At 71.8% G+C, this 12,610-nt stretch carries 12 protein-coding genes; 7 read left to right on the top strand and 5 right to left on the bottom strand.

Going from position 1 to position 12,610, the window contains the following annotated elements; genetic code table 11:
- Nucleotides 1–78 precede the first annotated feature (78 nt).
- Nucleotides 79–1,734, top strand: a complete 1,656-nt coding sequence (locus I4J89_RS02455; RefSeq protein WP_196412119.1) for a sulfatase-like hydrolase/transferase — start codon at nucleotides 79–81, stop codon at nucleotides 1,732–1,734.
- Between the two features lie 16 nt (nucleotides 1,735–1,750).
- Here the strand turns inward: I4J89_RS02455 and I4J89_RS02450 are convergent, their stop codons facing one another.
- Nucleotides 1,751–2,782 carry an Acg family FMN-binding oxidoreductase gene (locus I4J89_RS02450; RefSeq protein WP_196412118.1) on the bottom strand — a complete coding sequence of 344 codons (1,032 nt, stop codon included), beginning with the start codon at nucleotides 2,780–2,782 and terminating at the stop codon, nucleotides 1,751–1,753.
- A gap of 70 nt (nucleotides 2,783–2,852) precedes the next feature.
- Here I4J89_RS02450 and I4J89_RS02445 point away from each other — a divergent pair, with 70 nt between their 5' ends.
- Entirely contained in the window at nucleotides 2,853–3,392 is a 540-nt protein-coding gene (locus tag I4J89_RS02445) for a GNAT family N-acetyltransferase (RefSeq protein ID WP_196412117.1), read from the top strand.
- Nucleotides 3,393–3,397: 5 nt separating this feature from the next.
- Entirely contained in the window at nucleotides 3,398–4,072 is a 675-nt protein-coding gene (locus I4J89_RS02440) for an adenosylcobinamide amidohydrolase (RefSeq protein ID WP_196412116.1), read from the top strand.
- Nucleotides 4,073–4,080: 8 nt separating this feature from the next.
- Here the strand turns inward: I4J89_RS02440 and I4J89_RS02435 are convergent, their stop codons facing one another.
- Nucleotides 4,081–4,620 (bottom strand): DUF1684 domain-containing protein, encoded by a 540-nt coding sequence (locus I4J89_RS02435; protein WP_196412240.1) that lies wholly within the window; start codon nucleotides 4,618–4,620, stop codon nucleotides 4,081–4,083.
- Between the two features lie 44 nt (nucleotides 4,621–4,664).
- On the bottom strand, nucleotides 4,665–5,123 hold the full coding sequence (locus tag I4J89_RS02430) for a molybdate ABC transporter substrate-binding protein (RefSeq protein WP_196412115.1): 459 nt from the start codon (nucleotides 5,121–5,123) through the stop codon (nucleotides 4,665–4,667).
- Nucleotides 5,124–5,227: 104 nt separating this feature from the next.
- Here I4J89_RS02430 and I4J89_RS02425 point away from each other — a divergent pair, with 104 nt between their 5' ends.
- Complete coding sequence (locus tag I4J89_RS02425; RefSeq protein ID WP_230858180.1) at nucleotides 5,228–6,220, top strand: class I SAM-dependent methyltransferase; 993 nt, start codon at nucleotides 5,228–5,230, stop codon at nucleotides 6,218–6,220.
- Nucleotide 6,221: 1 nt separating this feature from the next.
- Here the strand turns inward: I4J89_RS02425 and I4J89_RS02420 are convergent, their stop codons facing one another.
- Both I4J89_RS02420 and I4J89_RS02415 read right to left on the bottom strand, forming a co-directional pair.
- Entirely contained in the window at nucleotides 6,222–7,310 is a 1,089-nt protein-coding gene (locus I4J89_RS02420; RefSeq protein ID WP_196412114.1) for a hypothetical protein, read from the bottom strand.
- 11 nt (nucleotides 7,311–7,321) lie between these two features.
- Nucleotides 7,322–8,254 (bottom strand): phosphotransferase, encoded by a 933-nt coding sequence (locus tag I4J89_RS02415; RefSeq protein WP_373688085.1) that lies wholly within the window; start codon nucleotides 8,252–8,254, stop codon nucleotides 7,322–7,324.
- 59 nt (nucleotides 8,255–8,313) lie between these two features.
- On the opposite strand from I4J89_RS02415, the gene I4J89_RS02410 reads away from it, so the two are divergent.
- The 3 genes from I4J89_RS02410 to I4J89_RS02400 are packed head-to-tail and all read left to right on the top strand — an operon-like array spanning nucleotide 8,314 to nucleotide 12,591.
- A complete protein-coding gene (locus tag I4J89_RS02410; protein WP_196412112.1) occupies nucleotides 8,314–9,456 on the top strand; it encodes an NAD(+)/NADH kinase in 1,143 nt (380 codons plus the stop codon).
- Nucleotides 9,457–9,469: 13 nt separating this feature from the next.
- Nucleotides 9,470–11,128: an NAD(P)/FAD-dependent oxidoreductase gene (locus I4J89_RS02405; RefSeq protein ID WP_196412111.1), complete on the top strand. Its 1,659-nt coding sequence runs from the start codon at nucleotides 9,470–9,472 to the stop codon at nucleotides 11,126–11,128.
- Entirely contained in the window at nucleotides 11,128–12,591 is a 1,464-nt protein-coding gene (locus I4J89_RS02400) for an ATP-binding protein (protein WP_196412110.1), read from the top strand. Before I4J89_RS02405 ends, I4J89_RS02400 begins: the two co-directional genes overlap by 1 nt.
- Nucleotides 12,592–12,610 lie beyond the last annotated feature (19 nt).

The raw sequence follows: 12,610 nt of genomic DNA, 5'->3' as shown, positions 1-12,610 counted from the left end.
TCTAATGAGCGAGCGCTCACTCATCCACTGAATTACCCCCGTCGAACCGGATGGCCCAACGAGGCGTATGAACAGAGCGTGAGTGAGAAGAAGTCGTATCGCCGGGTCCTCCGGCACCTGGCCACGGGATTCGCCGCGGTCCTGGTGTTTCTGGCACTGATCGTGCCGGACCAGATCTTCCGGCTGCCGCCCGGAAATTCAGTGCACACCGCACTCCTGCGCGTCCCGGTGGAGGCGTTCGTGCTGGGGATCCTGCTGCTTCTACTGCCGCGGCGGGCCCGGCGACCGTTCGCCGCCGGCCTCGGTGTGCTGCTCGGTGCGCTCACCGTGGTGAAGCTCGTGGACATCGGCTTCTTCGCCGTCCTGGCCCGCCGGTTCGACCCGGTGCTGGACTGGGGACTCTTCGACGACGGCTTCAACTTCATGGTCGACTCGATGGGCCGGGCCGCCGCGATCGGCATCGCGACTGGTGCGGTCCTCCTCGCCGCCGCCCTGATCGCCGGAATGACCTGGGCGGTCCTGCGGCTGAGCGGCGTCCTGACCGCCCACCGCGCCGGGGCCTGGCGGGGCCTCGGCGCGGTGGGTGTCGCGTGGGCGGCCCTGTTCGCGATGGGCACCCAGCTGATCGGTGGCATCCCGGTCGCCTCGCACACCGCGGCGGACCTGGCCGCGCACACCGCCCTCGCGCTGCCGAACGATCTACGTGACCGCAAGCGGTTCGCCGAGGAGGTCACCGTCGACGCGTACCGGGACCGGCCCGGCGACCAGACCCTCACCGCCCTCAAGAACCACGACGTGATCATCTCGTTCGTGGAGAGCTACGGCCGGGACGCGCTGGAGAACCCGCGGTTCAACGGCGAAGTCCTTCGTGTGCTGGCGAACAGTGGCGACCGGCTGACGAAAGCCGGCTTCGGATCCCGCAGCGGATGGCTCACCTCGTCCACCGCGGGCGGCGGCAGCTGGCTCGCGCACGCCACGTTCCTCTCCGGGCTGTGGATCGACAACGAGCAGCGATACCGCAGCCTGGTCTCGACCGACCGGCTCACCCTCACCAAGGCCTTCAAGAACGCCGGGCATCGTACGGTGGGCGTCGAGCCGGGGATCACCTTCGCCTGGCCGGAGGGCGAGTTCTACGGGTACGACCAGATCTACGACTCGCACACCCTGGGCTACAACGGTCCCGCCTTCAGCTGGTCCACCATGCCCGACCAGTACGTGATGTCCGCCTTCCAGAAACTCGAGTACGCCAAGGCCAAGCGCGGCCCGCTGCTCGCCGAGATCACGCTGACCTCCAGCCACACCCCGTGGGCGCCGGTGCCGACCATGCTCGACTGGGACAAGATCGGTGACGGCAGCGTCTACGGCCCGATGGTGGCGGCGGCCGAGCCGACCCAGAGCGTGTGGAAGGACAACGCCCGGATCAAGACCGAGTACGCCCGGTCGGTCGCCTACTCGATCGACTCGCTCCTCTCCTACCTGGAGAAGTACGCCGACGACGACACCGTCCTGGTCTTCCTCGGCGACCATCAGCCGGCCCCGGTCGTGGTCGGGCCGAACGCCACCCGCGACGTGCCGATCACCATCGTCGCGAAGGACCCGAAGGTCCTCGACCGGATCGCGCCCTGGGGCTGGACCGACGGCCTCAAGCCGGACCCGGCCGCGCCGAACTGGCGGATGGACACTTTCCGCGACCGCTTCCTCGCCGCCTACGGCCCGGAGGGCGATCGGCATTGAGCTGCCGGCCTCGCGCCTACGGCTTCGCCTCGCCTGTTTCGGCGTCCTCGGCGCCGCCGTGCGCGATGCGGCCCGCTTCCGAGTGCACCTCGATGACCTGGCCGGCGGGGAGGCGGGGCGTCTTCGGCGGGGCGGAGTGGGCCGGGTCGAGCGTGCCGAGCCGGACCGCCAGGAACGGGTAGCCGGTGCCGGCCAGCATGCCGCGCAGCGTCTGCCGGGTGGACGGGATCTCGACCGGGCCGCTCAGGGGCAGCAGGCTCACCGCCTGCTCGGTCGCGGCCAGCCACAACCGGCTCAGCGCCTCGCCGCCGCGCAGCCAGTCGACCGCGTCGTCGCCCGTACCGTAAAGAACCGCGTACGTCGCCGCCTGGTCGTGGCCGGCGCCCGCCGGCAGCGTCCCCCGGCTCTGGAAGTCACGCTCCGCGACCGTGGTGAGCGGCACCTCCTCGGGCAGCGCCGAAGCCGGGATGCCGGTGCCCTCGGGCCGATCCCCGCCCACCCACTCGGCCCGCTCCTGGCTGATCCGCTCGTCGGTGTCCTGCGCCTGCTGCGACTGGTCCACCGCCGCCGCCAGCTCGATGACCTGGTCCCGGCGGAGCACGTGCAGCCACGCGCCGCCCTCCTCGGTTGCCTTGATCAGGTGCCGCAGGGTCTCCTCGGGAATCTGGTCGTCGGTGACCGTACGCCGGTCGGTGCGCCGCACCTGGAGCATCTGGAAGTGCCGGGTCGCCTCGGGATGAACGGCCTCCCGCTCGATCGGCCGGACCGTCGCGAGCGGTTCGCCGGCGGGCCGCCGCACCTCGTGGCGCCAGCCCTCGGCGCTGAGCGCGACCTGGGCGTGATGCAGGGCGGTGCCACAGCTCAGCAGCAGCATCCGCCCGGACGGGTCCTGTTCCCGCAGCTGCCGCTCGACGACCCCGAACAGCTCCAGCCGGCCGGCCCGGACCACCCAGCGCCACGGCTGGGTGTTGTGGATCGACGGCGCGTACCGGGCGGCGTCGGCCGCCTGCACCAGCGCTCGCGTGATCTCGTCGGTGTGCTCGCTCATGCTCCCATCGTGCCCGATTCGTCCGGTGCCAGGTACGGTCTTAATACCCTGGCGTCGCTAGGCTGCCCTGATGTTCTCTATCGATCTTGGCGACGGCGCCGAGCTGCGGCCCCTCGAGCCGTGGCAGGCCGAGGAGTTCCTGGCACACATGGACCGGGCCCGCGCGACCGTCGATCCGTGGATTCCGTGGGCCGGCCTGAGCACCGACCTGGCGAGCGCCAGGGCAACCCTTCAGAGGTACGCCGACCGGACCGCCGCCGACACCGGGCGCCTCTACGGCATCTGGCTCGACGGCACGCTGGTCGGGGGCACGATGTTCGTCGCGTTCGACACCGCCGCCGGCAACTGCGAGGTCGGCTGCTGGCTGGAGCCGGCCGGGACCGGGCGGGGTCTGATCACCAAGGCGGTCCGGGTGCTCATCGACTGGGCGTTCCACACCCGCGGCATGCACCGGGTCGAATGGCTCTGCGACCCGAACAACGTGGCCAGCTCGAACGTCGCCCGCCGGCTCGGTATGACACGTGAAGGGCAGAAACGGGAGTCGTACCCCTGGCAGGGAGTGCGCCGTGACACTGAGATCTGGGGCATTCTGGCGCCGGAATGGAAGTGACCGACATGTTCGCTGAACCGTCACTGACCCACCGCAGGGAGGGCGGCCACGACGTACCGTTGCTGCTCTGGCGCTTCCCCGAGCCGCTGCTCGCGGTCTCCAGCGCGGTGCTCGGCGGCGGTATCGGCCCTCGCGAGTGGCTGATCAACGCGAGCGTCGCCATGTCGTACGCCCGCCCCGACCCGGACACCCACCTGGCCGAACTCGCCGCCGGCCTGGGCCTCACCGGCCCCGGTATCGGCCTGCTGACCGGCGTCGACGTGGCCGACGTGGTGACCGCGACCGATGACGGCGTCAAGGTCTACACCACGGTCGGCCTGGGCGCGCCGATCCTCGCCGCCGATCCCGACGCGGTCGGCTTCGGGCACCGGCCGGGCACGATCAACATCGTGATCGGTGTGCCGCAGCGGCTGAGCGAGGCCGCTCTGATCAACGCGGTGGCGACGGCTACCGAGGCCAAGGCGCAGGCGCTCGCCGAACTCGGTTTGACCGCGACGGGCACGGCTACCGATGCGGTCTGCGTCCTTTGCCCGGTCGGCGGGCCGGTGGCCGCTTACGGCGGTCCCCGGTCGCGGTGGGGCGCGCCATTGGCGCGGGCGGTGCATCGCACCGTTTTGGATGGTGGCGCCACGAATTTGGCTACCCGGCAGTCGTGGTCTGATCGGGCCGCTGCCCGCTGACGCGCGGTCTACCGGTAGGACTGCTCGCCGGCGCGGATCGGCGCCGCCACCCGGTTCGACGGGGGTGCGAGCGGGCAAGCCCACTCCGGGTCATAGGCGCAGCTCGGGTTGTACAGGTAGTTGAAGTCGAGCCGGAAGCGGTCGCCGCCGAGCCAGATGACGCCGCGTCCGTGCGTACCCTTCACGGTGTCGGTGAGGTAGCGGCCGCCGCCATAGGTGGTGTCGCCGCAGGTGGCGTCGCGGACCGGCAGGAACAGGCCGCCGCCGTAGGCGGCGATCCACCAGAGCGAGAGCTCGCCGTAGGGCGTCTCCAGCACACCGGCGCTCGTGTAGTGGATCACCCCGTCCGGGCCGCCGGTGTCGACGTCGAGCGAGCCGGGTGACGGGCGCAGCCGTGCCTCGACCACCGTCGAGTCGTCGGCCGGGAAGTACCGCAGGCCGGTGAAAGCGGACCGCTCCGCGGCCGGGATCGGAGACTGCGGGTGGGTGGCGAACAGGTCGTCGCGGCGCTTGCGGAAGTCGCCCAGGTCGGTGGCCTCGAGATACATCCGGGCGACGGCCGCGCGGAAGTCGGCGAGCTCGGGGATGCCGGTCACGGCCGGAGAATACCGGTGTCGGTGAGCACGCGCTGGGCGTCGCCCTCGTTGACGAAGGTGACGAACGGCGCGCCGGCCGGATCGAGTGCGGCCACGCCGAGCCGGCCACCGGCGAAGACCTCCGCGGCGCCCACCGTGGCCAGCGCGGAGGGATCATCGGAGGCGAAGACGTGGGCAGGTTCGCCGCCGGCGATCTGCCGGGCCAGGTCGATGCCTTCACCGTACGCGAGGACGACATCGACGCTCGGGTTCTGCTGCTCGAACAGCACCTCGATCTGGTCGAAGGCGGGGCGCAGCGACTCGTCGGCCAGCACCCGGACCTGCTGGACGCCCTCCGGGACGCCGGCCGGCGCACCGCTCCCCGGGTCGCTCCCGGTGCCGTCGCCGCTGGCGGAGGGGCCCGCGCATCCGGCGAGCACCAGTGCGGCGGCGACCACGGCTCCGGCCAGTCTCATCGTCCCACTGTGCCCGCCCGGCCCGATCCACTCCACCCGGCCCTGACAAAGTGGCACAAAGTGCTCCGCGCTCGGGGCGTTGCGCAGGTCACACGTACACAGTCATGCTGGTGGGCGTGCCGGAACGCATCGCCGAAGTCACCGCACTGCTCGCCGAGGTGCTGGCGCCGCGTGCCCCGCTCACCGTGATCGTCGACGGCGGCGATCCCGGTGCCGCGGCGGCGTTCGCCGCCCGCCTCGCCGCGGCCTTCCCGTCCACGGCCCGGGCCTGGAACGTGGACGCCGTTCTCGGCCTGACCGGCCCGGGCGGCACCGTTTCGGACTCGGCGCTCAACGTGCTGGAGCCGGCCACCGATCGGATCCTGGTCTTTCTTCGCGGTGGCCCGCGCCACCGGTTCGCCGAGGGCGACGGCGAGCGCCGTGCCCAGGTGGTGATCGACCACCGGGACCCGGAGTGGCCGGTGATCCGGCAGATCCATCCTGACCTGGCCGATCCCGACCGGTGGTATCTGTCGGAGAGCCGGGCCTTCTTCGCCGCGCGCGCCGGCGACTGGGACGCGAAGTTCGGCGACGACATGCCTCGTTACCGGGAGGCCGTGCGTCTCGCCGGCGTCGGCCCCGGGCAGGTCGCGCTCGACATCGGCTGCGGCACCGGCCGGGCCCTGCCCGCCCTCGCCGACGCGGCCGGGCCCACCGGGCGGGTGCTCGGCCTGGACTTCACCCCGGACATGCTGCTCGCGGCCCGCAAGGCCGGGCGGGACGACGACGCGTCGCTGATCCTCGCCGACGCGCGCCGGCTCCCGGTCGCCGACGCGGCCGCCGACGTGATCTTCGCGGCCGGTCTGGTGCACCACCTGCCCGATCCGGTCGCCGGCCTGGCCGAGCTGGCCCGGGTGACCCGTCCCGGCGGCACGCTGGCGATCTTCCACCCGACCGGCCGGGCGGAGCTCGCGGCCCGGCACGGGCGCACGCTGCGTCCGGGAGAGCCGCTCAGTGAGGAACGGCTGGGTCCGCTGCTCGCCGGGTCGGGCTGGGAGCTGCGCAGCTACGAGGACGTCCCGGACCGTTTCCTGGCGCTCGCCACGCGGACCGGCTGAGTCATCCGCGGCGCTGCCACCAGCGGCGCTTCTCGGCCTTCGACGGCGGCGGGGCCTGCTCGTCCTCGTCCTCTTCGCCGGCCTCGGCCGCGCGGGCCAGGACAGCGGTCGCGAGGGCCCGGTCGTCGGCGGTGCAGCCCGGAGTGATCAGCATCAGATGGGCCAGGGACTCCTCGATGGTGACCAGCCGCGGTGCGGACGCGGCGGCGTTCAGCCGGGCCCGGACCACCTGGTGCACCTCGGCCCGCAGTTCGCTCTCCCGGTAGGCGGCGGTGACCAGCGCGAACAGTGCGGCGTCCGCGGTCCAGTCCTCGATGCCGAGGGCGAGGTCGAGCAGTACCTCGCGCCGGGTCGAGGTGGCCCACGGCTCGTCCGCGGCGTGGCGCAGGATGCCGAGACAGACCCACGGTTGCAGGAGCCGGTACCAGTAGGTCGGCGTCGACTTGGCCAGGTACTCCCAGCGCGGTGTGTCCGGCGGGCCGGGCAGGTGGGCCAGCAGGCCGAGCAGGTCGGCGAGGGGCAGCGCGCCGAGGGGTTCAGCCTGTACGTAGCCGGAGAGCGGGGACGACCACGGTTCCCCGCCGACCTCGTGCAGCACCCGGATCGCGGCGCCGGACGGCGCGGGGACGGCCGGGACCGGGTCGGTGCCGTCGTAGCGCCAGATCGCGTACCGGCCGCGGCGCAGCGGCATCCGGATGTCCGGTGCCGGGAAGTCGCCGATGCCCAGCTCGACCCGGCCCATCACCCGCTCGCTCGCGGTGATCGCGCTGGCCGGCTCGGCGGCGGAGAGGGCGAGACTGACCAGCCCGAGGTCCTCGCCCTCGGCCCGGCGGCTGCCCACCTCGTTGGCGACGTTGCAGATCGCCTCGGCCGGCATCGGCACCCAGTTGAGCCAGGTCCGCTTCGACCCGGCCATGGCGAACACCACGTCGGTCATCGCGCAGGGGTGCGGATCGTCCTCGATGGCGACCAGGTCCGACACGTCGCCCTCGGCCCGGAACCGGATCGCGTGCCGGGCCGCGTCGCGGTGCGGGAAGGACGGGTCGTCGGCCAGGCGCCGCAGTTCGGCGTCGACGTCACCGGAGATCATGGCGGGGAAGCCTAGCGCCTCCCGCCCAGTTCATCGAGGGCTTCCAGTTCCGCGGTGAGCAGGCCGGTCAGGAAGTCGTGGCGGCCGTCCGTGACCGGGATGCCGCGGCTCGGGCCCTCGGCGAGCATCAGCACATACAGGTGTACCCGGTACAGGGAGAGCCGGACCTGGTCGAGGGGCGCGGCGGTCCGGTACCCCGCCAGGAAGGGGTGCGACGGTTCGTCCTCGATGCGGCGGAACAGGGCCGGCGAGACCAGGTCCAGCAGCGGGTCGCCGTACAGGTAGCGCTCGCCGTCGACCAGGCCGCTCAGCGAACCGTCCGCCGCGACCAGCACATTGCCGTCCCAGAGGTCGAAGTGCAGCAGCGCCGGCGTGGTGACCGTGGCTAGCGCGCCGTGGTGCCGGTCCACCACCCCGTCCAGCGGCGGCAGCGGCACCTGCCAGTGCGCCGCGTCCGCACGCAGCGAGTCGATCATCGCGGCGAAGGCGGTGGGCCAGTCAGAGCCCGCGGGACGGTCGCCGGTGTAGCCGAAGTGCGGTCCAGTGATCTTGTGGATCCGGGCGATCGCGGCACCGAGCTGCCGGCGCGCGGCGGGCGAGTCACCCTCGGTCAGTGCCCGGCCGGGCAGCCGGCTGGTGATCACCCAGTGCGGTCCGGCGGCCAGCACCTCGGGCACCGGTACGCCCGGAGCATGCGAACGAACCATCCGGAAATACTCCGCCTCGGCCGGCAGCACGCCTTTCTCGTACTCGAGAAGTCGCGCCGAAGCCGGCGGCCCCACCTTGACCACCACGTCCCGGCCGTCGTCGAGGATGGCCTGCCAGACCGTCGCGAAACCGCCACCGGTCAGCTCCGCCGCGTCCGTCACCCGGGCGCCGAGCCCGTCGCGTACGACGCCGACGATGTCGGCGAGTTCAAGTGTTCGTTGAGTGGGGCTACGCACACCGGACATTGAACATGAGATGTTCGCTGTTCGCGGTCCGGCGTGCAAGGCTGCAAGTCATGGGCATGGTGAAGGTCGTCGGTCTCGTGCTGCACCCGCGGCGGGACTGTGGTTCAGCGGTCGACGCCATCGTGAACTGGGCCACCGAGCGGGGCGTCACCGTGCTCGGCCTGCCCGACGAGATCACCCGGATCTCCTGCAACGCGGTCGCGGTGCCGGCCGAGGAGATGGTCGAGCGGGCCGGTCTGCTGGTCAGCCTGGGCGGCGACGGCACCATGCTGCGGACCATGCGCCTGGTCGAGGGCCGTAAGACGCCGGTCCTCGGTGTGAACGTGGGCCGGCTGGGGTTCCTCGCCGAGGTGGACCTGCCCGATCTCAAGGACGCGCTCTCCGCGATCGACGAGCACCGGTACACGGTGGAGCCGCGGACCGCCGTGCGGACCGTCCTGCCGGACGGGCGTGAGGTGACGGCGTTCAACGACATCGCGCTGGTCCGGGTGCCCGGGCAGGGTCTCGCCGCGGTCGGCATCCGGGTGGAGCAGCGCAGCTTCGTCAACTACGCCGCGGACGCGGTGCTCGTCTCCACGCCCACCGGCTCGACCGCCTACAGCTTCTCGGCCGGCGGCCCGATCGTCTCGCCCACCGTGCAGGGCCTGATCGTCAGCGCCGCCGCCGCGCACTCGTCGTTCAACCGGTCGCTGGTGCTGGACACCTCCGAGCACCTCGCCCTGGAGGTGCTGCCGACCAGCGGCCGCCTCGCGATCGAGGTGGACGGCATCATCGAGGGCTACGCCGAGCCGGGCGCCTGCCTGGACATCCAGCCCCTGCCCGGCGCGGCCCAGGTGATCCGGTTCGGGCGTACCTCGTTCTACGAGCGGGCCCGCCGCAAGCTGCGGGTCGAGGGCAGCGCCCAGGTCGGTACGGCGAACGCCGCCGACGCCGCCGTGGTCGACAACTTCGAGCAGCATCGCTACGAGGTGCTGCTCGGCGGCGAGGTCGCCGGGATGCTGCACTACCGCCGCCAGAGCGACCGGATCGAGCTGCTGCACACCGAGGTCGATCAGGCGTTCTCCGGTCGCGGACTGGCCGGCCGGCTGGCCGCCGCCGCGCTGGCCGACGCCCGGTCGAGGTCCACCCCGGTCGTCGCCACCTGCCCCTTCGTCGCGGGATACCTCGAACGCCACCCTGAACCCGAGAGCTGAGGACAAACGACCCATGGGCCAAGCCGCGATCCTCACGGTCGACGACGACCCGTCCGTCTCCCGCGCCATCGCGCGTGACCTGCGCCGCCGCTACGGCGACCGGTACCGGATCGTTCGTGCGTCCTCGGCCGCCGAGGCGCTCGAGGCGCTTCGCGAACTGAAGCTGCGGGGCGGGCGGGTCGCGGTGATCCTCGCCGACTACCGGATGCCGCAGATGAACGGCATCGAGTTCCTGGAGCAGGCGATGGACCTGTTCCCGCACGCGCGGCGGGCACTGCTCACCGCGTACGCGGACACCGACGCCGCGATCCAGGCGATCAACGTGGTCGACGTCGACCACTACCTGCTCAAGCCGTGGGACCCGCCGGAGGAGAAGCTCTACCCGGTGCTGGACGCGCTGCTCGACGCGTGGCAGGTGACCGGCGACAAGGAGCTGCCGGACATCCGGGTGGTCGGCCACCGGTGGAGCGAGCCGTCCTTCCAGATCCGTGACTTCCTGGCCCGCAATCTGGTGCCGTACAAGTATTTCGGCGCGGACGAGGAGGAGGGCCGCCGCCTGCTGGAGGCGGCCGGCGCCGGGCCGGAGGCGGTCCCGCTGGTGGTCACCGCGGACGGGCGGGCACTGCCGCAGCCGAGTGTGCAGGAGGTCGCCGAGGCGGCCGGGCTCTCCACCAATCCGGGCCGCGACTTCTACGACCTGATCATCGTGGGCGGTGGCCCGGCCGGCCTGGGCGCCGCCGTCTACGGCGGTTCCGAGGGCCTCAAGACGCTGCTGATCGAGCGGCAGGCGGTCGGCGGGCAGGCCGGGCAGAGCTCCCGGATCGAGAACTACCTCGGCTTCCCGGACGGGATCTCCGGCGCGCAGCTCACCGACCGGGCCCGGCGGCAGGCGGACAAGTTCGCCGCCGAGACGCTCAACACGCGCGAGGTGGTCGGACTCCGGACGGACGGCTCGGCCCGGACGCTCACCTTCGCCGACGGCGGAGAGATCTCCGCGCACGCCATCCTGCTCGCCACCGGCGTCTCCTACCGCCCGCTCCTCGCCGACGGCGTCGCCGACCTGACCGGCTCCGGCGTCTTCTACGGCTCGGCCGCGACCGAGGGCCCGGCCTGTGCCGGCAGCGACGTCTACATCGTCGGCGGCGCGAACTCGGCCGGGCAGGCCGCGCTGTTCTTCGCCAAGTACGCCCGGAAGGTCACGCTGCTGGTGCGCGGCGGCTCACTCGAGTCGTCGATGTCGTACTACCTGATCCAGCAGCTCGCCCAGGTGCCGAACATCGAGGTGCGTACCAGGTGCGAGGTGATCGGGGCGCAGGGCGACGGTCGCCTGCAGGCGATCACCATCTGCGACAGCAAGGACGGGACGAAGGCCACCGTCGAGTGCGGGTACCTCTTCGTGTTCATCGGGGCCGAGCCGCGAACCGACTGGCTGGGCGATGCCGTGCAGCGGGACGGGAAGGGCTTCGTCCGTACCGGAGCGGACCTTCTGGCCAATGGCGAGCGGCCGCGGGGATGGGATCGGGACCGCGATCCGTTCTATCTGGAGAGCAGTGTTCCCGGCATCTTCGCCGCCGGCGACGTCCGGGCCAACTCCATCAAACGGGTGGCCTCGGCGGTCGGTGAGGGCGCGATGGCCGTCGCGCTGGTCCATCGCTACCTGGAGGCCCAGTAATGACCGACACAGAGGAGATCCGGCTCGAGCCGTGTGAGCCCGGCGTCCTGACCCCGGCGGAGCTCAAGACACTGTTCCTGTTCGAGAAGCTCACCGACGAGCAGCTGACCTGGATCGCCGAGCACGGCTGCACCGTACGGGTGGCGGCCGGCAACCTGGTGATCCGCGAGGGCGACCCGGCCGAGGCGATGTTCGTGCTGCTCAGCGGCACCATCTCGCTCACCCGGCGGGTCGGGCAGGACGACGTCGTCACGACCCGGACCGAGCAGCGCGGCGTCTACATGGGCGCGACGAACGCGTACCTGCGCGACGACGGTGTGCCCCGCAACTACATGGCGTCGATGCGGGCGCTCTCCGACAGCGAGTTCTTCATGCTCTCCGCCACCGACTTCGGGTGGCTGATGCGCGAGTGGTTCCCGATGGCCATCCACCTGCTGGAGGGCCTGACGCTCGGTTTGCGCAACACGCAGGCGGCGATCGGCGAGCGGCAGCGGCTGGCCGCTCTCGGAGCACTGTCCGCCGGACTGATGCACGAGCTGAACAATCCGGCCGCCGCCGCGTCCCGGGCCACCGGCGCGCTGCGGCAGCGGGTCGCCGCGATGCGGATGAAACTCGGCAAACTCGCCGCCGGCAAGGTCGCCCCGGACCGGCTGACCGCCCTGCTGGAGTTGCAGGAGGAGGTCATCGAGCGGGCCGCCAAGGCACCCGCGCTGACCGCCATGCAGACCGCCGACCTGGAGGACGAGCTCGGCGACTGGATGGAGGAGCGGGGTGTCACCGCACCCTGGGACGTCGCCCCGGTCTTCGCCCAGGGCAACATCGACACCGAGTGCCTGTCCCAGATCGAGGCCCGGCTGGCCTCACCGGAGTTGCTCGACCAGGCGATCCACTGGATCGGGTACGCGCTGGAGACCGAGCAGCTGATGAGCGACATCGAGGACGCCACCGGCCGGGTGTCGTCGCTGGTGCTCGCCGCCAAGCGGTACTCGCACCTGGACCGGGCCGCGCACCAGTGGATCGACGTGCATCCCGGCCTGGACAGCACGCTTGTCATGCTCGCCCACAAGATCGGCGACGTCCGGGTGGTGAAGGACTACGACCGGAGCCTGCCGCAGATCCCGGCCCATCCGGCCGAACTGAACCAGGTGTGGACCAACCTGATCGACAACGCGTTCCAGGCCATGGGCGGCGAGGGGACGCTTACCGTCCGCACCTACCGGGAGGACGAGCGGCTGGTGGTGTCGATCGGGGACACCGGACCGGGCATGCCGCCGGAGATCCGCAAGCGGGTCTTCGAGCCGTTCTTCACCACCAAGCCGGTGGGCGAGGGGACCGGGCTGGGGCTGGACATCTCGTACCGCATCGTGGTCAACGGCCACGGCGGCGACCTCACCGTGGAGTCCCAGCCGGGCGACACGAAGTTCCTGGTCCGGCTGCCGATCAGCGAGTCACCCGCGGCCTGAGGCCCGGCCGTCCCGCCCT

It is taken from the genome of Actinoplanes aureus (assembly GCF_015704865.1).
Taxonomy (GTDB): domain Bacteria; phylum Actinomycetota; class Actinomycetes; order Mycobacteriales; family Micromonosporaceae; genus Actinoplanes; species Actinoplanes aureus.
This window is presented reverse-complemented; position numbering and strand designations above follow the sequence as displayed.